The following is a 24,794-nucleotide window of genomic DNA, read 5'->3' on the forward strand; positions in this document are numbered from 1 at the left end:
ACAGGGTAGTTGTGACTCGATGACTTGTAAGAAACGGGATGGCAACCGAGTCGAAGTGGCCGAATCCAGTGTGGCAGTGGCCGAATCCGGTGTGGCAGTGGCCGAATCCGGTGTGGCAGTGGCCGAGTCCGGTGTGGCAGTGCCCGGGGACGATGGTGGTCAGTCGTGGGCGGCGGCGTGCGAGAAGACGAACTCCCGCAGCAACTTCGCCGCCAGCGACGCTGCCTGTCCGTCGTCTCTGTCGTTCACTTCGACCACGTCGAATCCGTCGGTGTGCGGGGCAACCGCGTGGACCACGTCGCGCATCTCGCGGGAGGTGAGGCCGAACGGTTCTTTGGTGCCCGTTCCCGGTGCGAACGCTGGGTCGGCGGCGTCGATATCGACGCTCAGGTAGACCGACTCGTCGCCGAAGTCTGGGTCCCACTCGGGCACGTCTTCGGGAGCGACGACAGTCACGTCGTCGGCCTCGGCGCGTTCCCACTCGTCGGGTGACCCGGTTCGGGCACCGAGGATGACCGCTTCGTCCACGTCGAGTTCGTCCAGAACGCGGCGCGTAATCGTCGCGTGACTCCACTCGTTGCCGTCGTACTCTCTTCTGAGGTCGAGGTGTGCGTCGAGACAGACGAACACGTCCGGGTCGACACCCGTGACACCCGCTGCGGTGACAGTGTGCTCTCCGCCGAGGACGACCGGAACGGCGTCGTCCCAGACGGCGTCGCGGACGCTCCCGGTGAGCCAATCGACGTAGTCAGGAGCGTCGTCCCACGCGCGGACGTCGCCCGCGTCGTGGACAGCTAGCTCGGTGAAGAATTGGTCAGTTCGCCGGTCGTAGTCGTCGAACGACTCGGCGAACTGGCGGATGCGATTCGGTCCGAAACGGGTTCCAGGTTGGAAGGAAGTGGAGATGTCGAGCGGGGCACCGAGCAGTACGTAGTCGGCGACCTCTCGGTCTGCGATAGCCCCAGGGAACATCTCTGTATCCCCCGTTTAGACGATTTTGCGCTGGCCTTCGAACTCGAGGTACTCGATTTCGTCTTCGGGGTTGAGGTCCTCGTCGTCGGGGATGCGCATCGTGAACGTCTGGTAGGTTTCGAGGTCCATAATCTGGGCGTCCTCGCCGGTGACGGAGACGACCTGACCCTGCTTTCGCTCGATAATCGGGACCCACACCTTCGCGTCGACGGGCTGGGAGAGCGAGCGCTTCTTGCCGTCGAAGACGCCACGGGCCTCGACGCGGGCCTTGGCGCTACCGTGCTTACCGGGCTTCGCGGTACTGTAGGCGTAAATCTTGCACGGCGTGTCTTCCATGTTGACGTAGCTGCCTTCTTGGAGCTCGCGCACCTGCTTCTGCTCTTTCGCCATGCTCACTCGTTATCGGATGGAGGGTATAAACGGTTTGGAACCGCTCTCGCACGCGAATCTTTCACGTAGCCTATCCGAACTGCGCGATGGCGTTCTCGTCACGCATCTTCGACGCCGTCTACGTCCGCCATCGACGGGTCGAACCACGTTCCCTGTGCGTCACGCCGTCCGAGACTGCCGAGCGCTCCCGACGCGACGTTCGGCAACGAGAGGGCCAGCATAATCGCCGTCGTGAGTTCGCCGGGCGACTCGAACATGGGGACGAGGTACTGGAACGGAAAGAGAATCGGCGTCCGGTTGAGGAACGTGAGGAGAATCGCGACGGGCATCAGGACACACCCCCAGACGACACCGGTCATCAACCCGTGCCAGCCACCGTCGGCGGGGTCTGTACCGACTGTATAGCCCGCGAGTGCGCTTCCGGTGACGCCGCCGACGAGGGTGAACTGCCCCGTCATGAAGAAGACGAGTGCCTCGGTACACGCAGCGAGGCACACCCCCACGACCACCGGACGCCACTCGGTCATGGCCGGAGGTGACGCCACGGGGGCGCATAAAATTACGCGCCCGATTCTCAGCTTTGATTACTCTTCGCGGCGCTGTCGAAGGTTCTGCCGCGTGAACTGTGGCGTCGCCCGGATACCTTTTCGACTCCGGAACGACCGCCACAGGAGGATGGTGACGAACGCCGTCGGGACGCCCGCCGCGCCGACGGCGAGGAGGTTCTGTGGGTCTAACGCGTAGACGATGACCGTCGAGACGAACCCGAACGACAGGAAGATACCGTAGATGAGTCGCTTCGCCAGTTTGTCGAGGACGCCTTTGTTGTCTTCGAGGCGAACGTTGACCGTCAGGTTGTCGCGGTCTGCCCTGTCGAGGACGCGTTCGAGTTTCGGCGGCACGCGGAACAGCGACTGGGCGGTCTTCTGTGCCTGTTGGCCGACGCCCTTGGCGACTTTCTCGATGCTCTCTTCGCGGTAGCCCTGTTCTGTGAGATAGTCGGTCGCCACCGCGATGAAGTCGAAGTCCGGGTCGAGCGTGACGCAGACGCCTTCGACCACGCCAGCGACGCGGAGGACCAACGCGAGGTTGCGCGGCAGTCGCAGGGGGAACTCGTAGATAGTCGATTCGACCTGTTCGAGGATCTGATTGACGCGGTACTGTTCGATGTCGTCGCCACGCGCGTCGGCGATGGCGAGTTCCATCACGTCGCCCATCACCTGTCTGTCGACGTTGGGGCTGAGCGTCCCCATCTCGATGAGTGTGTCGAGGATACCGTCGACGTCCTGGTTGGCGACGGCGATGTAGAACTCCACAATCTTCTCTTGGATGAACGGGTCCACCTCGCCGTGCATCCCGAAGTCGTAGAAGATTATCTTCCCGTCGTCGGTGACAGAGAGGTTCCCGGGGTGCGGGTCGGCGTGGAAGACGCCGTCTTGGACGATCATCTGCAGGTAGGTGCGCTGCAAGTTCGTCGCCAGTTCGGTCCGGTCGATGCCGAGTTCGTCGAGCGCGGCGACGTTGTTTATCTTCGTCCCCGGGAGGTACTCCATCGTCAGCACTCGGTCGTCGGAGCGTTCTTCGATGGGTTCTGGGATGACGAGTGTGTCGTCGTCTGCGAAGTTCTCCTGAATCTGTCGGAGGGTCTTCGCCTCCTCGTCGTAGTCCATCTCTTCGCGGATGGTCTTGGCGAACTCGTCGGCGAGGTTCTCCAGCGAGAACGCGCGTCCCTGTCCGATGAACCGCATGAGGATGGGAAGCGACCAGCGAATCACCCGCAGGTCGGCCTCGACGAGTGCTTCGATACCGGGGCGGCGAACCTTGACGGCGACTTTCTCGCCTTCGTACTCCGCGACGTACACCTGCCCGAGACTCGCGCCGCTAATCGGGTCGGTGTCGAACGAGTCGAACGCCTCGTCGACCGGGCCGAGTTCTTCTTCGATGACCGCCTCCGACTCGTCCCACGGAGCGGGTGGCACGTCGTCCTGAAGACTTCCGAGCACGTCGATGTACTCGGGTGGGAGGATGTCGGGCCGTGTCGACAGGAGTTGCCCGAGTTTGATGAACGTCGGTCCGAGGGTGAGTAGCGACTCTAAGAGGACTTCGGCGCGTTCGACACGCATCTCTGAGGAGACGGTGCGTCCACGGCCGAAGAACAGGTACTTCCGCTTGTCGCGGGTGTACGCGACGATGAGCGGGAAGAACTGATAGACGACGACGAGGAACCGCCAGTAGGCGCGGAAATTGACCAGCGTGACCACCTCGCCCCGTCAGGCGTCGCCGTCGCCAGAATTCTTCTGACCGGCCGACGAGGCATCCTCGTCACCTGTGGTGATGGGGATGGTCCGCTCTGGGGCGGCCTCACGTTTGGGGAGGCGGATTTCGAGAACCCCACGTTCCATGGACGCTTCGGCGTCGTCGGCGACGGCATCCGGGGGGAGGGGGAGTTCGGCATCGAGGAACAGTGGACGCTCTTCGCGGACGTAGTCGAACTCCGGAGGGAGTTGCTTGTCGCGCCGCGCCTCGACGAGCAATCGGCCTTTCTCGACTTTGAGGTCGGCAGTCTCGGCGGTCACGCCCGGTAGGTCGAGGACCAACAGGTACGACGTCTCGGACTCCAACAGGTCGGCGAACACCGCGTCCGGCAGTTCGGACAGCGCGTCGCGCAATGTTGACATGAACGACCATAGGGAGGCGGTGTCGAAAAAGCCGGCGGTACCTCACCGTGTGAATACGCGTGTGAGTCGGCAATTTCGGCCGCCACCGAGGGGTCGTCCACGACTGGCCGATGTCGTGAGGCCGACGCTTTTTGCCCCCGGCACCGAAGGACGGCCATGAACCACCACGACCGACGCACGGCCGGGTTCAAGGAACGAACCCGGCTTGCGGACGCCCGCGAGACACTCCTCGCGGCGGTCACGCCGCACGAACGGACCGAACGACTTCCGCTCGGCGAGGCCGATGGTCGAGCACTCGCCGACCCGGCCGTCGCGCCCGCGGACGTTCCGGGCTACGACCGCGCCGCCATGGACGGCTATGCAGTCCGCGCCAGCGACACCTTCGGTGCCAGCGGTCGGTCGCCGAACGTCCTCCGGGTCGCCGACGAGTCGGTCGCACCGGGTGAGGCGGTCCGCGTCCACACGGGCAGTGACCTCCCGGACGGCGCTGACGCCGTCGTGATGGTCGAAGACACCGAGCGATTCGACGACGAACTCGAAGTGTTCGACGCCCTCGCGGAGGGTGAGAACGTCGGTGAACGCGGCGAAGACGTCCGCGAAGGTGACCCACTCTTCGACGTTGGACACGAACTTCGCCCCTCGGACCTCGGCCTCCTCCGGTCTGTCGGCATCGACGAGGTGACCGTCTTCGAACATCCGCGTGTCGCCATCGTCCCGACCGGCGAAGAACTCGTCGAGTCCGACCCCGGACCCGGCGAGGTCATCGAGACGAACGGATTGACCGTCTCGCGTCTGGTCGAACGCTGGGGCGGCGACGCGACGTACCGAGACATCGTCGTCGACGACGCCGACTTGCTCCGCGAAGCCGTCGAATCTGACCTCGACCACGACGTTATCGTCACCACCGGCGGGTCGTCTGTCGGTGAGCGTGACCTCATCCCCGAGGTCATCTCCGAGATGGGCGAGGTACTGGTCCACGGCGTCGCGCTCAAACCCGGCCACCCCGTCGCTCTCGGCGTGGTCGAAGACACACCCGTCGTGATGCTTCCCGGCTATCCGGTCGCCTGCGTCGTCAACGCCTTCCAGTTCCTGCGCCCGGTGCTCAAAGCGGTCGGGTCGCTTCCGATGCGACCCTTCCCGACTGTCGAGGCGACGCTGACTCGCAAGATTCCAAGTTCGCCCGGGACGCGAACGTTCGCCCGCGTCCGCCTCGACGAGTCGGGTGACGAACCCACCGCCGAACCGACCCGAACGAGTGGGTCCGGTATCCTCTCCAGCGTCGCCCTCGCCGACGGGTGGGTCGAAGTCCCCGAGGAGAAAGAGGGGTACGAGGAAGGCGAAACCGTATCTGTCGCGGGATGGGAGTGGTCCGCATGAGAAAGCAGTTCCGTGACCTCGCGTCCCCCGACGCGGCCCGTGAGACCATCGCGTCGCTCGAACTGACGCCCGACACGGAGATGGTCGCGCTCTCGGACGCCCGCGGACGCATCCTCGCCGAACGAATCGACGCCGAGATGGACGTCCCCGGATTCGACCGTGCGAGTATGGACGGCTATGCGGTCCGCGCCCGCGACACCTTCGGCGCGGACGAGGCGGACCCCCTCGAACTCGAACTCGTCGGCGAAGTCCACGCGGGAACCGAACCCGACGTGGAAGTCGAACCCGGAACCGCCGTCGAGATTTCGACGGGGGCGGTCATGCCACCCGGTGCGGACGCCGTCGTCATCGTCGAACGTACCGAAGAACGCGACGGCAATCTCGTCGTCTACAAGGCCGTCGCGCCGGGCGACAGCGTGATGCCCGCCGGAACGGATATCGCGGCGGGTGCACGCGCTCTCGGACCGGGCACTCGCATCACGCCGCGCGAGATTGGCCTCCTCTCGGCGCTCGGACTCGACGAAGTCCCTGTCCGCGGTGCGCCCGTCGTCGGCATCGTCTCGACTGGTGACGAACTCGTCCGCCCCGGCGAGGACCTTCGACCCGAGGCGGGCCAAATCTACGACGTAAACTCGTACACCATCGCTGCCGGCGTCGAAGACGCGGGTGGCGTCCCGAAACTCTACCCACACGCCGGCGACGACTACGACGAGATGGAGCGACTGCTCCACGAGGCAGCAGACGAGTGTGACCTCGTTCTCTCTTCGGGGTCCACTTCGGCGAGCGCCGTCGACGTCATCTACCAGGTCGTCGAAGAACGCGGCGAACTGCTCCTCCACGGCGTCGCGGTCAAGCCGGGCAAACCGATGCTGGTCGGCACGCTCGGCGAGGGGAGCGCCTACATCGGCCTGCCGGGGTATCCGGTTTCTGCTCTCACCATCTTCCGAACCTTCGTCGCGCCGGCCATCCGCGACGCCGCCGGCCTGCCCGAACCGCGGACCGCGACCATCGAGGGGTCGATGGCCGTCCGCGAGCGATACGCCGAGGGACGGACGCGACTCATGCCAGTCGGCTTGGTGACTGACGGGTCGGGTGAGACGCTGGTCTACCCGGTGGACAAAGGGTCGGGTGCGACGACGAGTCTGGTCGAAGCGGACGGCGTGGTCGAAGTTCACGCCGACGTGGAGTACCTCGCCGAAGGCGAGGCGGTCACGGTCAAACTCTTCTCACCGGACGTTCGACCGCCGGAACTGCTCGGTGTCGGCGAGGACGACCCGGCACTGTCGCGTCTCCTCGACCACGTGCCGTCACCGCGATATCTCGCCGTCGGGTCGCGCGAGGGACTCCGGAGACTTCGTGACGGCGTCCCGGACGTTGCCGTCGTCGCGGGCGACTCGCGCGGCGACGTGGACGCCGTCGAACTCGGGTCGTGGACCCGCGAGTGGGGACTCGTCGTCCCCGCCGACAACCCTGCCGACGTGGCGGGCCTCGTCGACCTGGTCGATTCGGACCTTCGGTTCGTCAACCGGGATACGAACTCCGGTCTGCGAACCGAACTCGGGAACGCTGTCGCCGCCCTCGCGGAGGAACGCGGAGCGACGCGCCACGAACTCGTCGAGGCAATCGTCGGATTCGACAGCGGACTGAAAGCGTTCGAGAGTCCCGCACGCGCCGTCCTCACCGGGCGGGCAGACGTCGGCCTCGGCCTCCGCGAGACGGCCGACACACTCGGCCTCGAATTCGTGGCACTCGGTGAACAACCGGTTCGTGTCGTCGCCAACCCGGACCGAACGGACAAACAGAGCGTGCGCCGTTTCGGTGAGTTACTCGCAGACAGTGACGACGTGTTCGAATCGCTCAGCGGGTACGAGAGCCGGTAAACACGGCGCTCGATTTTTTGGACAGTTTCGTCTCAGAGAATTATAAGATAAGTAGAATGTTTTTATCCTCGTAGTGAGTACGACCTGGTATGTGTAGCTCCCGGACGGTCCTCCACGTCGACGACGACGCCGACATGCTCGCGCTCTCAGAGGCGACATTTCGGCAACTCGACGCTGTCTCCCTCCTCACCGCAGAGACTGCCACCGAAGCGCTCCAGGTCCTCTCGTCACACCCAGTGGACTGTGTCGTGAGTGACTCGCTGGTGCTCCCCGACGGCGTCCCACTCGTGGAAGCAGTTCGAAAGCAGGACGACGAGGTTTCCATCGTTCTGTTCACCGCGAAAGAGTGGTCTGAAGTCGCCGGCACCGCGACCAACGCGGAGGTATCCGAGTACGTCCAGAAGGCCGGTCCGGACGACTTTGTCTCGGTCCTTCGACACGTGGACGAACTCGTGTGCGGTTCCGACGCTGAGAAGTCACTCACGAGCGGTCTCTCGGCAGTCGCCGAAGCCCTCGCTGACCACGAGAGTGCCGCCTCCGAGGCGACGCTTCGTCTCGACCAGGACTGGGAACTCATCGGCCAGTGGCTGGGTGAAGAGGAACTGGGTATCGTCGTCGTCGAGTCCATCGAGTCACACGCCGGACTTCCGGCTATCGAACACCCACTCTACGAATCTATCGACGCCGACGCACTCGAAGCGTTACTCCGGCCGGTCCTCGAAGACGAAGAACGACCCGGCATCGAGGTTCGCTTCCCGTACGGTGACTTCCAATTCGCCATCACGAGTACAGGCGACATCTTCGCTCGACAGGCACCCGACGAGACGCTCTACTGAACCGATATCTCTTTTCTTGCCGTTCGACGAGTTTTGGGGTTCTCGGTCACACTGGACTTCGAGTCGTCACACCGACCGGAGGAGTTCGTCGAACGTCTGGACGCGATACTCGCCGAGGACACATCGCCCGCGGTGTTCGGGGCCGTGGCGTTCGACGTGGACGCCGTCGAGGCCAGCGTTCCACGCCGCGCCGATGTCGCTTTCGCCGTCACCGGCGAGAACGCCGGACGTGCCGCCGTCGGTCATGAGTTTGCCACCGAGTCCGAGTTGTGAGATGGCACGCTTGACCGGTGCGGAGTCGGGTTTCCACCCGGTCTCTTCGGTACAGCAGACGACGGTGTCGAACCAGTCGCGGATGTCGAGGTGGTCCAACACGGGGTCGGTCAGGAATTGTTGGCAGTGCGTGACGATACCGACCGGTCGGCCGGCGTCGTGGACTGCCTCGACGAGTCGGGCGGCGTCGTCGTGGAGGTACGTCGCCTCCGCGCGCTTCGACGGGTCTTCTTCGCGGTGGAAGGCAGGCCAGAAGTCGGCCGGGTCGACACCCCACTCGCGGAGCGTCGGGTCGCGTGCGCCACCGAGTCCGTGCCATATCGTCTCTGCCTCTCGGTCGGTGAACTCGCGACCTAACCGGTCACCGACCCGGTCGAACACGTCACGCGTGTACGACCACTCGGCATCGACGAGTGTTCCATCGAGGTCGAACAGCCAGAAGTCGTAGTTGTCGGCGACCATTCGGACAATCCAGTAGGTCATCTGGTAATAAAGGTCTTCTGCCGACGAGTATCCCCGGTCGCCAGCAGTGTCTCGCCGTCTGTCGGCGGTGTCTCGTCGGTTCCCACCGGCGGGTGCTCAGTCCTCACCCTCCGCCGACTCGACGTGAATCGCGCTCCCGAAGTACTTGTGAAGCACGTCGCGGACCGACTCGGCGTTGAACTCGTCTAACTCGGCGGCGATAGCCTCCCGAAGGGTCTCCAAGTCGTCCTCGTCGGTTCGGAGTTCGGCGAACTCACAGGAGACGACCGGAACGTCGACCCACGACTCTGCGAGTTGGCAGGCGTAGACTGGGTCGTTCACCTCGCCACGCCAGAGTGCGTCACGGAACAGCATCCACCCGGATTCACCGGGTTCCGGTGGGGTGACACGAACGACTGTCTCGAACTCTTGGGGGTCGGTTCCGACGCCGGGGGCCGTATCCAGTCGAAAGCGCACCCTGAAGACGTATCTGAGTGGCATCCCTCACAACTCGGCGTCGAACAGGTCGGCGAGACGCAGGTCCTTCTCGGTGATGCCGCCTTCTTCGTGACTCGTGAGGCGGACTTCGACCTTCTTGTACCGGATGATTATCTCGGGGTGGTGGAACTCCTCTTCGGCGACTTCGCCGACGCTCGCGGCGAACGCGACGCCGTCGAGGTAGTCGTCGAACTCGTAGACACGGACGATTTCGTCGCCGTCACGCTCCCACTCGTCGTTCAATCGCTCGTCGACGTCTGCTGCGGAGAGTACCTCGGCCATACCAAACATGTCGTTCGGCGAACCGATAAGGATTCGCCCGCGTCACGGCGGCGGCGTGACGACACACCGCGGGCCAGTCAGTATCCGCGTCCCACCACGTCCCCGACGGACCCGGCCACTCACCGACACGCGGTCACCTTCGCCGACGACTATCTGAGCGGTGGTTCGCGCTCCGACTGCGGTTTGCTCTCCGCCCGCGCCGACGAGGACGCCGCTATCGGGCGGGACTCGAACGCGAACGACACCGGTTCCATCGTCCAAGCCGAACGGGCGTGTCTCCCGCCCGCTGACTGGCGGGCCTTCGCCCTCGATTTGGACCCACGTACGGAGTGCCGGGCCGTCGCCGGCGACTTCGGTGACGGTCCCGACGACAGTCGCCCGGTTCGCGCCGGCGAGGTCACAGACTCGTCGTCGCGGTGTCGCCTCGGCGAGGCGGCGGTCACGGGACGTGCGGAGTCGAGCGGCGAGTCGCCTGACACCCGAGCGCACCCAGTACGAGACAGCGTTGGAACTCCGCTGGACGCTCCAGTGGTGTGGTGAGACGGTCATCGAAGTGGAATGGCCTCGGCTTGGTACATGAACCTTCGCCGGAGAACAGGTCGAAACAGAACGGTCGTCGTCGCCGCGGTCAGTCGTCCGAGAGTTGCTCGATGACGCGGCGCGGTATCTCGTCTTCGGACGACTCGCCGTCGACTTCGGGGTGGCCTCCCTCAGCGACGTCCCCCAGACGACTGGACGACGTCGCAGTGTCCGGCACGGAGTAGTCGTCGAATCCGGGGTCGAACAACCGCATCGCCGTCTGGATGGTCGTCCAGTCGTCGTCGCCCGCGGCGTCGCGGAGACTCTTCGTCGGCGCGGAGAGTAGTTGCCCGATGAGTGCGTCTGCGAGGGACTCGACGGTTTCGCGCTGTTCGTCGGTCAAGCCACCCTGCGCCTCTAGCTTCGAGATAGCGGTCGAAACCTCGCGGCGTTTGACGTGTTCTGCCGCCTCGTACATCGAACTAATCGCCTCGTCGGCGCGCTTGCGCTTGTAGGCGGCCAGCAGGCGGTCGAACTCCTCGTCTATCATCGTCTCGACCTGCTTCGCGGCCTGTTCGCGCTGGGCCGCAGTCCGGTCGGTGACCGTCTCTAAGTCGTCGATGTCGTGGACGCGGACGCCGTCTACGTCGTCGGCCGCGGGGTCGACGTCGCGGGGTTGTGCGATGTCGATGAGCATCGTCGCACCGGCCGCTTCGAGGTGTGCCGAGTCGACGACGTAGTCCGGACTGCTCGTCGCGGTGATGACGATGTCGGCGTCGGCGAGCAACTCACCGAGGGAGTCGAGTCCCGCGGCGGCGGTGATGCCCGGAATTTCGCGTGACAGATGCGCAGCGTGGGAGACGGTCCGGTTCGCGACGACCAACTCGGACACGTCGACGGACGCGAGTGCCTTTGCGGCGAGGGTGCCCATCTCGCCTGCGCCGACGACGAGGGCGCGGGCGTCTTCGACGGGGTGCCCCAGTTTCGAGCGAGCGAGTCTGACGGCGGCACTGCCGAGCGAGACGGCACCTTCGTTGATGGCCGTCTCGTTGCGGGCGCGTTCGCCGACGTGGATGGCTTTCATCAGCGCATCTTCGAGCATCGGCCCGATGCTGCCGGCGTCGTGGGCCGCCTCGAACGCGTCCTTGAGTTGCCCGATAATCTGGTCTTCGCCGAGGACGAGCGATTCGAGACCCGACGCCACCCGCATCAGGTGGCGAAGGCTCTCTTCGTGGTCCATGTGGCGGACGCTCCCGTCTCGAACGTCGGGAGCGAAGTCTTCTAGCGCACGGCGGCCAAGGGTGGCGTCGTCGGTGACGACGTAGGCTTCTGCTCGGTTACACGTCTGCAGCGAAAACGCCTCCGTGACGCCCTCACACGCGAGCAGTCGGGCGACGACCGTCTCGACGTCGTCGCTCGACGCGGACTCTATCTCCTGAACGCTCGCCCGGTCGTGGGCGACGCTCACACCAGAGATGACACCCGCGTTTCTCATGAATCACCTCGCATTGTGTCTGTAATCACGCGCGCTGCCTCTCGTCGGGGGTTTGTATCCGCACTACGTAAAGCCTTCCAAACCGACGGGTCGCGCACGACGGCGCGAATCGCGTCACGGCGTTCGGCCGGCGAGTGGTCCGCGTCTTTGAGTTCGGCGCGGAGGTCGGCCGTCAATTCGGCCATCGCACCGGCACCGTCGAGTTCGGCTTCGATACGTTCTCGGAGGTACTTCGACAGCGCCGGACTCGACCCGCCGGTTGTGATGGCCACGGACACAGCCCCGTCGTCTACGGTCGCGGGAACGACGACGCTCCCGGCCTCGCGTTCGCCACTCCGGTCTGCGCGGTTGACCAGCACACCACGCTCGCGGGCCGATTCGACGATGGCGTCGTTCACCGCGGAATCGTTCGTCGCGGCCACGGCGAGTGCCGGCGAGAACCGGTCGAACCAGCCGGCCACGTCGTCGGGTCCCGGGGCCGCACGGACGAGTTCGGCGTCGCCGAAGTCCCGGTCTGCGAACTCGGGGCTCACGACGACGGTTCGGGCCTCGCGGGCGAATCGTCGGGCTTTGCGGGCACCGACAGGCCCGCCTCCGAACACGAGGATTGTCTCGCCGGACAGGTCGTGAACCAGTGGAATCATCTCACTCCGTGTTGGCGTCTGCTCGCTCGTCCAGTCTGATTCCGGTCTTCTTCAAGATTCGGGTCGAGAACAGCGTGTCCCAGTCGTCGTCGCCGACCTCCCAGTGTTCGCTCATGACCTCACGGACCCGCTCGACGCGGGCGTCGCTCTCTGCTTTCGACCGACCGTGGGTCATCGCGAAGAAGTTGTACGGCCAGACGCCCTCGTGTCGTGGCCGGCGGTAACAGTGGGTGACGAAGTCGAGCGAGGCGATTTCCGGGCCAACCTCCATCACGATGTCGTCGGGAACGTTCCAGACGGTCATCCCGTTCTCACTGTACCCGAGGGCGTAGTGGTTCGGGATGACGCCGACGCGGCGAACCTTCCCCTCGACGTCGAAGCGCTTGATGGTCTCGACGACCCACTCGGTGTCCTGTCCGAGGGCGTCGGCGACGTCGGCGTACGGCGTCTCTGTGACCGGCAGACCGCCCTGAATCTCTAAGACCAAGTCGCGCTCGTCCGGGGTGAGCAAGCGCTCGTCGGACGGTTCGACGTCGGGTCCGAGGTGCGAGAGGTCGAGGTCACCGTCGGAGATGGGGCCGTCGAGGAGGAACTTCGCGCCGACGTGGAACTCGTGGCGCTTGGGCATGTTGTAGGTCGGTTGTCCCGTCTCCGCCTCTATCTCGCCGAGAACCTCGTCGACACGTGACTCCGTGGCGACGGAGACGACGAACCACATGTTGAGGTGTGGGTGTTCTCGTTCGTAGTTGTGTGCGACCTCCCGGTGGTCGTTGACCTGCTCGGCCACGTCGTCGAATCGCTCTGGCGGGGCGTGCATGGCGACGAGCGTCGCCGTTCCGCCGATTTCTTCCGCGTTGACGAGTGCGCCGAACCGCGAGAGGATGCCTTCTTCGTCCAGTTCACGGATGCGCCGACAGAGTTCCGACGCCGTCACGTCTACGCCGCGGTCACGGAGCGCCTCCGCTGCGGGTTCGAATGGACGTTCGACGACGGGGAATCCACCCTGAAAGGCGTTGACGATGGCGCGGTCGAGATGAGAGAGGTCCGCGTCCGCCTGTATCATGGGCGTGACTCAGGATGCGAAGGGAATAAACGACTCGCTTATTCTCACGGGTGTGATTTGGACGATTCGGTCGCTGACGAGTCTGACAGGCCGATATTCTGCCTGTTCAGCGTTCGGAGAAGTGAGGAAAAAAGCGTTCAGGGAACGGGCGTGACGCGGTCGACGTGGTCGAGGGATTCGAGGTCCTCGACGATGGCGTCGTGGTCGGCGGTGGCCTCGTAGTAGAACACGAGGTCGAACGTCCCCTCACGCAGGAGTTGCTGGCACTCCCAGACGAACTCGTCGTCCTCGACGCTGAGGCCCTGGAACTGGTTCGAGGAGAAGTCGGTGTCGTCGTTGCCGGCGTAAATCCACGCGTCGCCCTTGTCTGCGTGGTCGGAGATGACGTCGTTGATTGCGACGGTCAGTTCCTGCATCTCGAGGTCCTCGCGACCGCTGAGAGTGGTGTGGACGATAGCGCCGACCAACTCGATGTCACCCGGTTCGAGTAGTGCGAGCGTCCGCTTGTAGAGGTCGTCGTCGATGGTCTCGCTCATGTGCGTCTCTTCTCGGGGAGGTACAAACGGATGGCGATTCGTCGGTCAGATTCCTCTCGCAGTCGTCGTCACTCCGGCATCCGGTCTGCCCGGCCGAGACGACCCACAAGACACATAGGCGCTGCATGCAATCGACGGTACATGTTCGGGTGGGTCCGACGCGGCTTTCGACGCGCCTACGAGCGTGTGCTCTCTCGGGAAATCGACGACGGACCGACACACGTCGCCATCATCCAAGACGGAAACCGCCGCTACGCGAGAAAGCGGGGTGACGACGCACCCGACGGTCACCGCGCGGGTGCACGGACGACCGAGAACGTCCTCGACTGGTGTGAGGAACTCGGCATCGAGGAGTTGACGCTCTACGCCTTCTCGACCGAGAACTTCGAGCGCCCTCCACACGAGCGCGAACCCCTCTTCGACCTCTTCGAGGACAAGTTGTACGAGTTCGCCGACGCCGAACGCGTCCACGACCGGGAGGTCGCCGTCCGCGCCATCGGTGAAGTGGACATGCTCCCCGACCGCGTCCGCGACGCCATCGACTACGCCGAGTCACAGACCGGCGACTACGACAGTTTCACGCTCAACATCGCCCTCGCGTACGGCGGCCGAGCAGAACTACTCAGCGCCGCCCGTGACGTCTGCCGCGACGTCGAATCCGGCGTCCTCTCGCCCGACGACGTAGACGTCGAAGCGGTCGACCGCCACCTGTCGCGGCAACCCGTCCGCGACGTGGACCTCATCATCCGCACCGGCGGCGACGAACGAACCTCGAACTTCCTGCCGTGGCACGCCAACGGCAACGAAGCGGCCGTCTACTTCTGTGCCCCATACTGGCCGGAGTTCTCGAAGATAGACCTGCTCCGCGGCATCCGGACCTACGAGTCGCGCGAGAAGTCGTGGCAGCGGACGCGAACCGAACGCGCCGTCGCACTCGTCCGGGCCGTCGCCGAAGTCGAGTTCGAAGACGCCAAAACGGTGGCGGGTCGCCTCCGCGAACAACTGCCGTCGTCGGGGGCCGACGAGGTATCTGCCGAGTTGGCGAAGCGGACCGACGAGACGGCGGACTGAACGTAAAACCCGATTCTCAGACGTTAGTCGGCACCCTGCGCAGCACCCGCGTCGACGACGCGGCCGTAGAACAGAATGGCGTCTGTCGGTTTGTCACGGATACAGAACAGGAACGGCCGGTCGAACCGGAGTTCACCCCACGACGGGGGCAACGATTCTTCCATGACGACTGCCGTCGCCGCCGCCGCCTCGGTTCCGTCTTCGTCCACGGAGACGAACGACTTGTGGAACACGTCGTCGATGAAGAGGCCACCGCCGCCGTCTTCGACCATGCCACCGAAATCCGCGCCGGGCCCGAAGGCGGTGGGCATCCCGAGATCCGAGAGCGCCTTCGACAGTTGGACCTCTGTCTCGAACTCGAATTTGGGCAACGCGAGCGTTCCTGTGGCGTCGCTCATCTCCTGGAAGATGCCGAACAGTCGGTCGGCGGTGAGGCTCTGCTCGAACTGCTCGAACTCGCCTTCGTCGGGGAGAAGCAGCACCATCGACACCTGCTCGCCGATGTAGGGGAGTTCGACGGCCTGTGCACCGGGAACCGACGCGTAATTCAGGCGAGAGAACTCGTGGTGCATGAGCGGAACCGTCGATTCGGTGCCGTCGAGTGCGGTGAACGTGCCATCTTCGGTGTTCGCGGGGTCGAACTTGTGCAACCAACTCGCCATGAAGTAGATGGCGTTGGTGAGCACGAGGACCGTCTGCGGGGTGATGACGTCCGCCGGAAGCAAGTCTTCGATTCGGTCTTCGGTCTGGTCGGCGACCCACTCGTTGATTCGCTCGCGCTCTCCGTTTGGGTCGCCTGCGAAGTCTGCCCGTTCGAGTCCGGCTCCGTAGTTCTCCTCCAACAGCGCGAGGTAGTCCTCGGAGAACGGGTAGCCCTCTGCGCCCCACAGGGCGTTCGCAACGGCCAACTGGAAGGCATCGACCTCTTTGTCGTTGATGCGGTCCGTCGCCGTCGCCCGACTGTCGAGTTCGGCTTGCAGGTCGGCAAAGGCTGGATGAATGTCTTCGCCGAGCGTGTAGTGGAGCGTCTCTTCCATCTGCTTGCGGGTGTCGCCCCGAGCGCCGGCGTAAGTCATCGCCAGCGCGACAGAGATGCTGTACGGCGAGAGGAACTGATTGCCACCCGTCTCGGCCGCCAGATGGTTGTGGAGTTCGAGGGCGAACGCGGCGTTTCCGGACGCGAGCGCGGCGAGTCGTTCGTCGTCGACTGACGGTTCGCCGGTGGGCGGTTCCTCGGTTGGGGTGTCCGTCGGCGTCTCGGTCGAGGTGTCTGTGGAGGGCGGTGCGGTCGTGTCCGTCTCGGACGGGGGACTCTCGGTGCCCATGCACCCTGCCACTGTCGCGGCGGCGAGGGCACCCGAGAGCGCGAGGAGTTCGCGACGCTTCATGTCGGAACGTTCACACAGCCGACAATATGTTTTCTGTAAGCCCAAACGGTCCTTTGAGTCACGGGGCGGCACCCAAATCTGCGTGTCAACACAGTTGCCACGTGATTCGCCCTACCGGCCAAATCTCCGCTGTCTGTCCTGATAGTCCCGCAACGCCCGCAGGAAGTCGCGCTTCCGGAAGTCGCGCCAGTTCACGTCGGTGAAGTACAGTTCCGCGTAGACCGACTGCCAAATCATGAAGTCGGAGAGACGTTCGGCACCCGTCTTGACGACGAAGTCGGGTTCGTCGGGGAACACCAGTCGCTCTTCGATGTCGGTGCCGTCGATGTCGTCCGGGTCCAACTCGCCGGCGTCGACTTCTTCGGCGAGAGAGCGGACGACGGCGGCGAACTCGCGTTTTCCGCCGAGGCCGATGTTGACCTGTACGGGAGCGTCGGCACGTTCGGTATCGCCGGGTTCGCGGATGGCGATGGGGTACGGTGTATCGAGTTCGCGGAGTTCACGGGAGAGCGTCGGGACGACTGCCTCGTCGAGGACGCTCACCGAGACAGTGACTCGTTCGGTCCCGTACTCGAAGGCCCAGCGGATGACGGCTTCGAGTTTGGCGTACGCACCCTGTTCTAACAGGTCGCGCTCGGTGATGACGAGGGCGACGTGTTCGGGTGCCGCCGTGTCGTCGAGGCGGAATCGGAGGGCGAGGTAGTAGTCGTACAATCCCACGGAGGTCTGTACACGCGCCGACGTTTCTAACACTTCGGGTTCGGCGTGATGTGCGGTGTGCGGGCCGCCAGACGCGGGTGGAGCGTTCGAGTCACCGATGTCGGGAGGGTTAAGTGCGAGTCGGGGATACCGAACGATGTGACTTCCACACTACGGCGAGCGGGTGGATTCGCGGTCGTCGGGACGTTGGCCCTCGCGGCCCCCAGTCTCGGCGCTGCCGCGTTCGCACCTTTCGCCGCAGTCGCGCTCTTGGCGGCCTTCGTCATCGACGACGGGCCGCTCTTCGAGCTGTTCGCCCGACCCGGCGACCGGGAGGACGGCCGCCTCAACGGGTTGGCCGGCTTTTCGCTCGCCGCGACCGGGTTGGCGCTTCTGGCGACGGTCCCACGGGAACGGATGCCCCTCACGGTGTTCGTCGCAACCGTGCTGATACTCGCCTACGGGAACCTCGGAGCGCGGCTGGTGGATACGCAATTCGACGACGAGTTCATACACTCTGCCGGGTTCGTGGCCGCCGGCACCCTCGCTGGGACGCTCGGACAGGCAACCGTCGTGAGTATCACCGGCGACCCGCTGGACCTTGCCCGGTTCACCTTCATCGCCGCGCTCGGTGCACTCGTCGCGGCACTCCTCCGGTCTGCGCTCTACGAGCGCGACGACCCCGTCGTCATGCTCACCGTAGGGATTGCGCTGTGGGGTGTCGACTGGCTTGCCGGTCCCATCACGCCCATACAGACCGGCGTCTCGCTGTTGCTGACTGTCGCACTCGGCTACGCCGCCTACGCACTCGGAACCGCCTCCGTCGCCGGCATGATTACGGGCGTGCTTCTCTTGCTCGTCGCCGTCGGATTCGGCGGGTTCGGGTGGGCTCTCGCCCTCGCTTCGTTCTTTGGCATCGGCGCACTCGCGACCAAGTTCCGCTACGACCGAAAAGCCGAACGCGGCGTCGCCGAGGGCAACGAGGGGGCGCGCGGCACGGGGAACGTCCTCGGCAACTCGGCCGTTTCGCTCCTCGCTGTCGTCGGATTCGCCGCGATGGAGACGATTGGATACCAACTCGGTAGCGACCTGTTCGTCCTCGCGTTCGCCGGGTCAGTCGCTGCCGCGATGAGCGACACACTCTCCAGCGAAATCGGCGGCCTGTTCGACAACCCCCGCCTCATCACATCGTTCAAGCGAGTCCCGCCGGGAACCGACGGTGCGGTCACGTGGCAGGGTGAACTCGCAGGCATCGGCGGCGCGGGACTCGTCGCCGGTATCGCGTACGTGTCGCTTCCGCTCCCGATTCCGAATTCGACGGCGGCGATTGCAATCCTCGTCGGCGGTGTCGTCGGCATGACTGTCGACAGTCTCCTCGGCGCAACCGTCGAAGGTGCCGGCCTCGGCAATCAGGCGGTCAACTTCCTCATGACGCTCGGCGGTGCGGTGGGTGCAGTCGTCGCGTGGATTCCGCTGTGACCGTCCGCCTCGCCCGCCCCGACGACCGGAACGCGCTCTCGTCGCTCCACAGACGTCTCAGCCACCCGTCTCCCGAACTCTTCGACGCGTGGCCTGCGGTCGGAACGCTTCTCGTCTCCGTCGATTCTGCCGACCATCCGGTGGGCTATCTCCTCGGCGTCGGCGACCACCTCGCCGAACTCGTCGTTGCCCCGGACGCCCGCAGGGAGGGCCGTGCCACTGCACTCGTCGAAGCGTATCACGCACGCCACTCAGACGCGTCGCTCACGTTACTGGTCCATCCGGAGAACGACGGCGCGCGAGCGTGTTACGATGCACTCGGGTTCCGTCACGACGAACGTGTCGCCGACGCGTTCGACGGTGAAGACGCGATTCGACTCGTCTACGACGGGTGAGCAAACGCTCTCCGGCGGGTGAGGTGCGACGACCCTACGTCAGCAACTGGTCGGCGGTCCTGACACGGACGCTGACGGGTTTCTTCACGTACTCGCCTTTCGAACGGGCGACGAGGTCACCGACGCCGCGTTGGGCCGCGATGTCGACGAGTTTCTGACTCGCCTCGCCGTCGACGACGACGAGTCGGGGGGCCGGTTCGGTCTGTTCGAGCGTGTCGTAAATCTTCTCGACGGCGACTTCGTCCAGCAGGCCGAGGTCCGAATCGAGGAGTCGAGCGAGTCCGCTGCCGTCGGTAATCGTCTCACGGACGTGGTCCGAAAGCGACAGCGTCGGTTGGACGGGGTCGACCGCTTCGGCGACTGTCTCGGCCTCGGACTCGTCGAACACGTCGTCTGGGGCGGATTCCGCCTCTGCGCCAGTGTCGACCTCTGTCGTCTTTTCGACGGTGACCGTCCCGCCATTGTCGGAACTCGCTTCGGTAACCGCATCGGTGGGGCCATCTGCGGGTGGAGTCGACGACGAACCGTCAGTCGTCGGCGACTCCGGGCGAGGGTCCGACGGGACTCCCGGCGTGCCACCGGCGGCAGCGACTGCGGCCCGGTAGTCGCCGTCGTCCGGAAGCGAGGAGAATGCCACCTTGTTCCGGAGAGCGCGGATGACCGCGGCGCGGTCGAGGTCCTCGACAGACTGTTTGTCGGGGGCGAACGCGACGTAGTCTACGTCGCCGACTTGCGAGAGTTCGCGGAGGATGAGTTCCCCGCCACGGTCGCCGTCCAAGAACGTCGTGACCGTGCGCTCCTGTGTGAGCGTGGCCACGTCGTCGGGGATGTTGGTTCCCTCGACGGCGATGGCGTTCTTGATACCGAAGCGGAGGAGTGTCAACACGTCTGCGCGACCTTCGACGACGATGATGGCGTCGGAGTCGGCGACACGCGGGCCTGCCGGCAGGCCGTGATACTCGGTGATGTCCTCGACGCGGACGCTCTCTTTGACCTCTTCGAGAATCTCGGAGGAGGTCATGACGGTGTCGTCGAACGACTCCGTGAGCAGTTCCTTGGCGCGTTCGACGACCATCCGGCGCTTCGCTTCGCGAACGTCTTCGATGTTCGTGACTTCGATGACGGCCTGACACGGTCCGACGCGCGTGAGCGTCTCCAGTGAGGCGGCGAGGATGGCCGTCTCGACTTTGTCGAGACTACTCGCGATGGTCATCTGACCGAACGAGTGGCCGTTTTCGGAGTCAATCTGTACGTCTATCCGACCGACCTTAGAAGACTGTTGGAGGTCACGGAGGTCGAGTTCGTCGCCGAGGAGGCCTTCGGTTTGCCCGAAGACGGCCCCGACGACGTCGCTCCGTTCGACTACTCCGTCGGCGGAGATGGAGGCGTGAATGAGATATTTTGCAGTGTCGTCCATTGGTGAAGTCCTCCCGGAGGAGGTGATGATGTGATGATTGTGATGATGTCATGGGTGGTACCCACGAACGTCTTTATATAAGTCGTGCCCGAGGGAAATATCTATCGTGGCCGACGATTCGAACGCGGCAGTCGCTCCGTCTCGATTACGACTCTCTACGGAGTGACGCCACTGTCTCACCAGCGGTGCGACAGAACTCGGCCGGGTCCGACGGGTCGTCGTGTTCGACGAGTGCCCACTCGACGAACCCATCTCGGGCGGCGGCGAGACACGCGTCGACGTCGAGTTCCCCATCTCCGAGCGAGACGGGACGACCACCACGCTCGGCGTCCGCATCGAGGACCACGTCTTTGAGGTGAACGAGTGGCGTGCGGTCGGCGTATCGTTCGAGGTAGTCGACGGGGTCGTATCCGGCGGCCAACACCCACGCGAGGTCGAGTTCGAATCCTACGCCGGACTCGTCGGCGAGTCTGTCGAGTGCGGGTTCGCCAGCGACGGTCTGGAGTTCGTGGTCGTGGTTGTGATAGAGGAGTCTGAACCCTCGGTCGTCACACTTCGCGGTCAAGTCGTCGAGTCGGTGTGCTGTCTCGTCGACCGTCTGGGCGTCTGCGAACGCCTCTGGTGGGAGGTAGGGGACGACGAGTGTCTCCACGCCGAGTGCCCCGTATCGCTCGCAGACCGCGTCGAGGTCGGATTCGAGTTCGTCGATACCGACGTGTGCGGCAGGTGCCGTCAGGCCCGTGTCCGTCAGTGCCGTCCGTATCGCGTCGTCGTCGTCGAGTCCCGCGAATTCGACGCCGTCGAATCCGGCGTCTGCGGCGCGTTCGACCAGCGCCGACGTCGGTTCGTCGAGTGCGCGGAGCGAGTACAACTGGATGCCGAAGTTCATACGTCGACGCTCACGCGGGATGGGGGAAATTGTTCCGGCGATGGCCACTGTCCAGCACCAGTCACACCGACGGCGACTGCGGAAATCGCAGGGACTCCGGATGGCATACTTCCACGCCCTATGAGTGGTCTGAGAAATTCGTCACTGCGTATTGAAGAAAAATATTCTCCAATACGATGTAACGTAGGACAATAGGGTAAGATTTACGTTCTATTGTTAACTATGGTCTCCAAGCATGACGAGAGCACGCATCGATTACGTCTGGATTGCGACGTTCGCAGTCCTCGTGACGTTCGCTGTCCCGTGGTTCCTCTGGGGAGATAGTCGGGTGTTCGCCGGACTCCCACTGTGGCTCTGGTGGCACATCGGCTGGATGGGACTGACAGCGGTGGTCTTCCACCTGTTCACGCGCCGGGCGTGGGACCGCGGAATCGTCGATGGGGTCCGCTGATGGTCTCCGCACTCGGCATCCAACTCGGCGTCGTCGGCGTCTACCTCGTGGTGGCCCTCGCAGTCGGGTTACTCGCGTACCGCCTCACGAGTAAGAACGCCGAGGACTACTACCTCGCGGGGCGCTCTATCGGAACCGTCGTCCTCCTGTTTACTACCTTCGCGACGCTCCTGTCCGCGTTCACGTTCTTCGGCGGCCCTGACCTCGCGTTCCGTGCCGGCCCCGAGTGGATTCTGGTGATGGGCGTCATGGACGGCGTCCTGTTCGCCATCCTCTGGTACGTCGTCGGCTACAAACAGTGGCTCGTCGGCAAGGCCCACGGCTACGTGACGCTCGGTGAGATGCTCGGTGACCGCTTCGGGTCGAAGCGCCTCCGGGCCGTCGTCGCCGGTATCAGCCTCTTTTGGCTGTTCCCGTACGTGATGCTCCAGCAGATGGGTGCCGGTGAAGCCATCGTCGGCCTCACGAACGGAATCGTCCCGTACTGGGCCGGTGCCGCCGGCATCACGGTGTTCATGATTGCGTACGTCGTCATCGCCGGTCTGCGCGGCGTCGCGTGGACCGACACGCTCCAGGGCCTGTTCATGCTCGGCGTCGTCTGGCTTGCTGTCGGGTGGGTCGCAACCGCCGCAGGCGGACCCAGCGCCCTCTCGAACGCGCTCGCGACGAACAAACCCGAGTTCCTCGCCCTCGGTGGGGGCCTCTACTCGCCGCAGTTCATCATCTCGACGGCCGTCACCATCGCGTTCGGCGTGGCGATGTTCCCGCAAATCAATCAGCGGTTCTTCGTCGCCAAGTCGGGAACGGTTCTCAAGCGCTCGTTCGCGCTCTGGCCCGTTCTCGTCGTCTTGCTGTTCGTCCCTGCCTTCATCCTCGGAACGTGGGCGGCGGGCCTCGGTATCTCGGTTCCCGAGGGGGCGAACGTCCTTCCAGTCCTCCTGAACGAGTACACGCCCGTCTGGTTCGCCGCCCTCGTCGTCGCCGGGGCGATGGCCGCGATGATGTCCTCGTCCGACTCGATGCTCCTCTCCGGGTCGTCGTACTTCACCCGTGACCTCTACCGGCCGTTCGTCGACGCCTCGCTGAGCGAGGACCGTGAAGCGTGGATTGCACGCATCGGTGTCGCACTGTTCGCGACGCTGACGTTCGTCGCCAGTCTGTTCCGCCCCGGCACGCTCATCGAAGTCGGTGACACCGCGTTCGGCGGATTCGCGCAGATGGCGCTCCCCGTCATCATCGCACTCTACTGGGCGAAGACGAATCGGACGGGAATGTTCGCCGGCATCCTCGGTGGACAGGCGTTCTACCTCGCACACGTCTTCTTGCCGACGGTCGAAATCGCCGGCGTCTCGGTGTTCGGTCCGACGTATCTCACGTGGGACTTCGCCCTCTGGGGGATGCTCCTCTCCGCCGTCTTGACGCTCGGCGTCTCTGCGTTCACGGCTACCGCACCCGAAGAGAACCAGAGTCGGTTCTCCGAAGGACTGCGAGCAGACTGAGTTCCACACACCGACCGGCACAGACCAGCGTGCTCCGAGTCCCGCTGACCATCGCTCTCCAGGACACCTCCTGCCACCGAGGGGAGATTTATTCCCTCGTGCGACCATCGTTCTCTTATGCCTGAAGAAGTCCTGTTCAAATCCGAGAGCCGACAGACACGTGCCGAAATCGCGTCGTACCTCCGCGCCGTCGCCGACAAACTCGACGCTGGCGAACCGATTACGCTGAAAGCGGGCGACCAGTCCGTGACGATGGAACCGCCGGCATCGCCGACGTTCGAGGTGAAAGCCGAACGCGAAGGGCCCGCGGGCCAACCCGGCGAACTGAGCATCGAGTTCGAACTGGAGTGGGACGAAGACGGCGGCGACGGCGGTGCAGGCGGCGGCTTGGAAATCGAGTAACCGATTTCCCCCGCCCGATGAGGATACTTTTTTGACACCTCTACGAGTCGTCCGTACCCATGCAGATTCGCCCCGTTACCGACGACGACGTACCCTCCCTCGTCGACGAACTGTGGCTCCCCTTCGCCGACGAGATGACCGACGTCGACCAGTACGACGCGTTGGCCGAGGACGTCGACGTTCGCGCCGACGCAGTGGCGTATCGTCAAGACCAACTCGCCGACGAGGACGTACAGACGTTCGTGGCAGTCGACGGCGACGGCGACGCGTGTCTCGTCGGGTATACCACCATCGTCTACTCCGAGTCGCCGCCAATCTTTGCCCGTGGCCCGGTGGCGAAAGTAAAGGACCTCTACGTTGCCCCGGACGCCCGCGGCGAGGGACTCGGGACGGAATTACTCGAACGTGCGCACGAGTGGGGACGCGAGCGCGGGTGTGAACGCGCCGCGTTGAGCGTCCACGCCCGCAACGAGGCGGCACAGTCTTGCTACGAGTCGATTGGCTACGAGACGCGCTACGTGAAGATGGACCGACCCCTGTGAACCGTTGGTCTGTGTCGACATCGACCCCTCTCGATTTCGGGGGTGGAATTCGACCACCAAACCCGAATCCTCAAATCTCCACACACTAACCCCCGCGCATGAACGAGTCGGGACACCAGGTGTTGATGGAGCAAGACGTGCTTCGTCGCCGTCTTGACGACGGTGACCTTCCCGAGTGGGCAGTGCAGCACTACGAGACGTTCCGCGAGACGATGCTCGGCGAGAACGACGGCGCACCCTTTCCGTGTTACTTCGGCGTCGAGTCCGAGCGAAACGGCGACGCCCTGTACACGTTCGTCGATTCGATGACCGACAAAGACGCCCTGTTGGCGCTTCGTGACACGGTCTTGGAGTACCTCGACGTGTACCGCGACTACTCCGAGGCGTGCTCGCTGGTCACATTCTTCAAACCGCCCGCAGAGAACCTGACCGAAGCAGACTACCACGAACGCCTGTGGCACATCCTCCAGTTCCTCCACGTCCACGACCCCGAACCGTGGCCGGCGGACATCCCGACCGACCCCGACGATTCGACGTGGGAGTTCTCCTTCGGCGGCGAACCCATCTTCCCGACGACGCGTGCCCCGTTCTACGACGAGCGACTGAGTCGCTACTGCCCGTGGGGTCTCGAAATCACGTTCCAGCCGCGGTCACTGT

The 24,794-nt window shown here is 64.4% G+C and carries 28 protein-coding genes; 11 read left to right on the plus strand and 17 right to left on the minus strand.

Annotated features, from left to right (window positions below; translation table 11 throughout):
- Nucleotides 1-159 precede the first annotated feature (159 nt).
- From speB to AUR66_RS06380, 5 genes are all read right to left on the minus strand, one after another.
- Nucleotides 160-972, minus strand: coding sequence for an agmatinase (gene speB / locus AUR66_RS06360; protein WP_058571644.1), 813 nt, complete (start codon nt 970-972; stop codon nt 160-162).
- A 15-nt stretch (nt 973-987) separates the two neighbouring features.
- Complete coding sequence (locus AUR66_RS06365) at nt 988-1,362, minus strand: translation initiation factor IF-5A (RefSeq protein ID WP_058571645.1); 375 nt, start codon at nt 1,360-1,362, stop codon at nt 988-990.
- Between the two features lie 98 nt (nt 1,363-1,460).
- Nucleotides 1,461-1,889, minus strand: a complete 429-nt coding sequence (locus tag AUR66_RS06370; RefSeq protein ID WP_058571646.1) for a DUF5518 domain-containing protein — start codon at nt 1,887-1,889, stop codon at nt 1,461-1,463.
- A gap of 57 nt (nt 1,890-1,946) precedes the next feature.
- Nucleotides 1,947-3,623 carry an ABC1 kinase family protein gene (locus AUR66_RS06375; protein WP_058571647.1) on the minus strand — a complete coding sequence of 559 codons (1,677 nt, stop codon included), beginning with the start codon at nt 3,621-3,623 and terminating at the stop codon, nt 1,947-1,949.
- A gap of 9 nt (nt 3,624-3,632) precedes the next feature.
- Nucleotides 3,633-4,040 (minus strand): Hsp20/alpha crystallin family protein, encoded by a 408-nt coding sequence (locus AUR66_RS06380; protein ID WP_058571648.1) that lies wholly within the window; start codon nt 4,038-4,040, stop codon nt 3,633-3,635.
- A gap of 156 nt (nt 4,041-4,196) precedes the next feature.
- Here AUR66_RS06380 and AUR66_RS06385 point away from each other — a divergent pair, with 156 nt between their 5' ends.
- The 3 genes from AUR66_RS06385 to AUR66_RS06395 all read left to right on the plus strand — a co-directional run bounded on the left by AUR66_RS06385 (nt 4,197) and on the right by AUR66_RS06395 (nt 8,133).
- Nucleotides 4,197-5,417: a molybdopterin molybdotransferase MoeA gene (locus tag AUR66_RS06385; protein ID WP_058571649.1), complete on the plus strand. Its 1,221-nt coding sequence runs from the start codon at nt 4,197-4,199 to the stop codon at nt 5,415-5,417.
- Nucleotides 5,414-7,297: a molybdopterin biosynthesis protein gene (locus AUR66_RS06390; protein ID WP_058571668.1), complete on the plus strand. Its 1,884-nt coding sequence runs from the start codon at nt 5,414-5,416 to the stop codon at nt 7,295-7,297. Before AUR66_RS06385 ends, AUR66_RS06390 begins: the two co-directional genes overlap by 4 nt.
- Nucleotides 7,298-7,386: 89 nt before the next feature.
- Nucleotides 7,387-8,133: a response regulator gene (locus AUR66_RS06395; RefSeq protein ID WP_082682146.1), complete on the plus strand. Its 747-nt coding sequence runs from the start codon at nt 7,387-7,389 to the stop codon at nt 8,131-8,133.
- 66 nt (nt 8,134-8,199) lie between these two features.
- Here the strand turns inward: AUR66_RS06395 and AUR66_RS06400 are convergent, their stop codons facing one another.
- The 8 genes from AUR66_RS06400 to AUR66_RS06435 form a co-directional block, all read right to left on the minus strand.
- Nucleotides 8,200-8,868: an HAD family hydrolase gene (locus tag AUR66_RS06400; RefSeq protein WP_058571670.1), complete on the minus strand. Its 669-nt coding sequence runs from the start codon at nt 8,866-8,868 to the stop codon at nt 8,200-8,202.
- Between the two features lie 117 nt (nt 8,869-8,985).
- Nucleotides 8,986-9,369, minus strand: coding sequence for an LWR-salt protein (gene lwrS / locus AUR66_RS06405; RefSeq protein ID WP_058571650.1), 384 nt, complete (start codon nt 9,367-9,369; stop codon nt 8,986-8,988).
- A 3-nt stretch (nt 9,370-9,372) separates the two neighbouring features.
- Nucleotides 9,373-9,648 (minus strand): 4a-hydroxytetrahydrobiopterin dehydratase, encoded by a 276-nt coding sequence (locus AUR66_RS06410; RefSeq protein WP_058571651.1) that lies wholly within the window; start codon nt 9,646-9,648, stop codon nt 9,373-9,375.
- A 42-nt stretch (nt 9,649-9,690) separates the two neighbouring features.
- Entirely contained in the window at nt 9,691-10,197 is a 507-nt protein-coding gene (locus AUR66_RS06415) for a hypothetical protein (RefSeq protein WP_231727778.1), read from the minus strand.
- Between the two features lie 79 nt (nt 10,198-10,276).
- On the minus strand, nt 10,277-11,662 hold the full coding sequence (gene hemA, locus AUR66_RS06420) for a glutamyl-tRNA reductase (RefSeq protein ID WP_058571652.1): 1,386 nt from the start codon (nt 11,660-11,662) through the stop codon (nt 10,277-10,279).
- On the minus strand, nt 11,659-12,306 hold the full coding sequence (locus AUR66_RS06425; RefSeq protein WP_058571653.1) for a precorrin-2 dehydrogenase/sirohydrochlorin ferrochelatase family protein: 648 nt from the start codon (nt 12,304-12,306) through the stop codon (nt 11,659-11,661). Before AUR66_RS06425 ends, hemA begins: the two co-directional genes overlap by 4 nt.
- A gap of 1 nt (nt 12,307) precedes the next feature.
- A complete protein-coding gene (ahbB, locus tag AUR66_RS06430) occupies nt 12,308-13,369 on the minus strand; it encodes a siroheme decarboxylase subunit beta (RefSeq protein ID WP_058571654.1) in 1,062 nt (353 codons plus the stop codon).
- A gap of 137 nt (nt 13,370-13,506) precedes the next feature.
- Nucleotides 13,507-13,905 carry a DUF5778 family protein gene (locus AUR66_RS06435; protein ID WP_058571655.1) on the minus strand — a complete coding sequence of 133 codons (399 nt, stop codon included), beginning with the start codon at nt 13,903-13,905 and terminating at the stop codon, nt 13,507-13,509.
- 141 nt (nt 13,906-14,046) lie between these two features.
- On the opposite strand from AUR66_RS06435, the gene uppS reads away from it, so the two are divergent.
- Complete coding sequence (gene uppS, locus AUR66_RS06440) at nt 14,047-14,976, plus strand: polyprenyl diphosphate synthase (protein ID WP_058571656.1); 930 nt, start codon at nt 14,047-14,049, stop codon at nt 14,974-14,976.
- A gap of 23 nt (nt 14,977-14,999) precedes the next feature.
- Here uppS and AUR66_RS06445 read toward each other — a convergent pair whose 3' ends face one another.
- Complete coding sequence (locus AUR66_RS06445) at nt 15,000-16,364, minus strand: serpin family protein (RefSeq protein WP_058571657.1); 1,365 nt, start codon at nt 16,362-16,364, stop codon at nt 15,000-15,002.
- Nucleotides 16,365-16,475: 111 nt separating this feature from the next.
- Nucleotides 16,476-17,084: an undecaprenyl diphosphate synthase family protein gene (locus tag AUR66_RS06450; RefSeq protein ID WP_058571658.1), complete on the minus strand. Its 609-nt coding sequence runs from the start codon at nt 17,082-17,084 to the stop codon at nt 16,476-16,478.
- A gap of 138 nt (nt 17,085-17,222) precedes the next feature.
- Between AUR66_RS06450 and AUR66_RS06455 the strand changes: the two genes are divergently transcribed.
- Nucleotides 17,223-18,542: a DUF92 domain-containing protein gene (locus tag AUR66_RS06455; RefSeq protein ID WP_058571659.1), complete on the plus strand. Its 1,320-nt coding sequence runs from the start codon at nt 17,223-17,225 to the stop codon at nt 18,540-18,542.
- Nucleotides 18,539-18,937, plus strand: coding sequence for a GNAT family N-acetyltransferase (locus tag AUR66_RS06460; protein ID WP_058571660.1), 399 nt, complete (start codon nt 18,539-18,541; stop codon nt 18,935-18,937). Before AUR66_RS06455 ends, AUR66_RS06460 begins: the two co-directional genes overlap by 4 nt.
- Before the next feature lie 34 nt (nt 18,938-18,971).
- Here AUR66_RS06460 and dnaG read toward each other — a convergent pair whose 3' ends face one another.
- Together dnaG and AUR66_RS06470 are read right to left on the minus strand one after the other, a co-directional pair.
- Nucleotides 18,972-20,354 (minus strand): DNA primase DnaG, encoded by a 1,383-nt coding sequence (gene dnaG / locus AUR66_RS06465; protein ID WP_058571661.1) that lies wholly within the window; start codon nt 20,352-20,354, stop codon nt 18,972-18,974.
- A 145-nt stretch (nt 20,355-20,499) separates the two neighbouring features.
- Nucleotides 20,500-21,243: a sugar phosphate isomerase/epimerase family protein gene (locus AUR66_RS06470; protein WP_058571662.1), complete on the minus strand. Its 744-nt coding sequence runs from the start codon at nt 21,241-21,243 to the stop codon at nt 20,500-20,502.
- 235 nt (nt 21,244-21,478) lie between these two features.
- On the opposite strand from AUR66_RS06470, the gene AUR66_RS06475 reads away from it, so the two are divergent.
- The 5 genes from AUR66_RS06475 to AUR66_RS06495 all read left to right on the plus strand — a co-directional run.
- A complete protein-coding gene (locus tag AUR66_RS06475; RefSeq protein ID WP_058571663.1) occupies nt 21,479-21,694 on the plus strand; it encodes a DUF3311 domain-containing protein in 216 nt (71 codons plus the stop codon).
- Nucleotides 21,694-23,193 carry a sodium:solute symporter family protein gene (locus tag AUR66_RS06480; protein WP_058571664.1) on the plus strand — a complete coding sequence of 500 codons (1,500 nt, stop codon included), beginning with the start codon at nt 21,694-21,696 and terminating at the stop codon, nt 23,191-23,193. Before AUR66_RS06475 ends, AUR66_RS06480 begins: the two co-directional genes overlap by 1 nt.
- 117 nt (nt 23,194-23,310) lie before the next feature.
- Nucleotides 23,311-23,595: an amphi-Trp domain-containing protein gene (locus AUR66_RS06485; RefSeq protein WP_058571665.1), complete on the plus strand. Its 285-nt coding sequence runs from the start codon at nt 23,311-23,313 to the stop codon at nt 23,593-23,595.
- Between the two features lie 59 nt (nt 23,596-23,654).
- Nucleotides 23,655-24,137, plus strand: coding sequence for a GNAT family N-acetyltransferase (locus tag AUR66_RS06490; protein WP_058571666.1), 483 nt, complete (start codon nt 23,655-23,657; stop codon nt 24,135-24,137).
- Between the two features lie 98 nt (nt 24,138-24,235).
- The coding region (locus AUR66_RS06495) for a YqcI/YcgG family protein (protein WP_058571667.1) at nt 24,236-24,794 on the plus strand (559 nt) is incomplete at its 3' end.

Origin of the sequence: Haloferax profundi (genome assembly GCF_001469865.1) — an archaeon.
In the GTDB taxonomy this organism is placed as follows: domain Archaea; phylum Halobacteriota; class Halobacteria; order Halobacteriales; family Haloferacaceae; genus Haloferax; species Haloferax profundi.

Coding starts and splice junctions, on each gene's coding strand:
- speB (WP_058571644.1), bottom strand. CDS start 972: ATGTTCCCTGGGGCTATCGCAGACCGAGAGGTCGCCGACTACGTACTG.
- AUR66_RS06365 (WP_058571645.1), bottom strand. CDS start 1,362: ATGGCGAAAGAGCAGAAGCAGGTGCGCGAGCTCCAAGAAGGCAGCTAC.
- AUR66_RS06370 (WP_058571646.1), bottom strand. CDS start 1,889: ATGACCGAGTGGCGTCCGGTGGTCGTGGGGGTGTGCCTCGCTGCGTGT.
- AUR66_RS06380 (WP_058571648.1), bottom strand. CDS start 4,040: ATGTCAACATTGCGCGACGCGCTGTCCGAACTGCCGGACGCGGTGTTC.
- AUR66_RS06385 (WP_058571649.1), top strand. CDS start 4,197: ATGAACCACCACGACCGACGCACGGCCGGGTTCAAGGAACGAACCCGG.
- AUR66_RS06390 (WP_058571668.1), top strand. CDS start 5,414: ATGAGAAAGCAGTTCCGTGACCTCGCGTCCCCCGACGCGGCCCGTGAG.
- AUR66_RS06395 (WP_082682146.1), top strand. CDS start 7,387: ATGTGTAGCTCCCGGACGGTCCTCCACGTCGACGACGACGCCGACATG.
- AUR66_RS06400 (WP_058571670.1), bottom strand. CDS start 8,868: ATGGTCGCCGACAACTACGACTTCTGGCTGTTCGACCTCGATGGAACA.
- lwrS (WP_058571650.1), bottom strand. CDS start 9,369: ATGCCACTCAGATACGTCTTCAGGGTGCGCTTTCGACTGGATACGGCC.
- AUR66_RS06410 (WP_058571651.1), bottom strand. CDS start 9,648: ATGGCCGAGGTACTCTCCGCAGCAGACGTCGACGAGCGATTGAACGAC.
- AUR66_RS06415 (WP_231727778.1), bottom strand. CDS start 10,197: ATGACCGTCTCACCACACCACTGGAGCGTCCAGCGGAGTTCCAACGCT.
- hemA (WP_058571652.1), bottom strand. CDS start 11,662: ATGAGAAACGCGGGTGTCATCTCTGGTGTGAGCGTCGCCCACGACCGG.
- AUR66_RS06425 (WP_058571653.1), bottom strand. CDS start 12,306: ATGATTCCACTGGTTCACGACCTGTCCGGCGAGACAATCCTCGTGTTC.
- ahbB (WP_058571654.1), bottom strand. CDS start 13,369: ATGATACAGGCGGACGCGGACCTCTCTCATCTCGACCGCGCCATCGTC.
- AUR66_RS06435 (WP_058571655.1), bottom strand. CDS start 13,905: ATGAGCGAGACCATCGACGACGACCTCTACAAGCGGACGCTCGCACTA.
- uppS (WP_058571656.1), top strand. CDS start 14,047: ATGTTCGGGTGGGTCCGACGCGGCTTTCGACGCGCCTACGAGCGTGTG.
- AUR66_RS06445 (WP_058571657.1), bottom strand. CDS start 16,364: ATGAAGCGTCGCGAACTCCTCGCGCTCTCGGGTGCCCTCGCCGCCGCG.
- dnaG (WP_058571661.1), bottom strand. CDS start 20,354: ATGGACGACACTGCAAAATATCTCATTCACGCCTCCATCTCCGCCGAC.
- AUR66_RS06470 (WP_058571662.1), bottom strand. CDS start 21,243: ATGAACTTCGGCATCCAGTTGTACTCGCTCCGCGCACTCGACGAACCG.
- AUR66_RS06475 (WP_058571663.1), top strand. CDS start 21,479: ATGACGAGAGCACGCATCGATTACGTCTGGATTGCGACGTTCGCAGTC.
- AUR66_RS06480 (WP_058571664.1), top strand. CDS start 21,694: ATGGTCTCCGCACTCGGCATCCAACTCGGCGTCGTCGGCGTCTACCTC.
- AUR66_RS06485 (WP_058571665.1), top strand. CDS start 23,311: ATGCCTGAAGAAGTCCTGTTCAAATCCGAGAGCCGACAGACACGTGCC.
- AUR66_RS06490 (WP_058571666.1), top strand. CDS start 23,655: ATGCAGATTCGCCCCGTTACCGACGACGACGTACCCTCCCTCGTCGAC.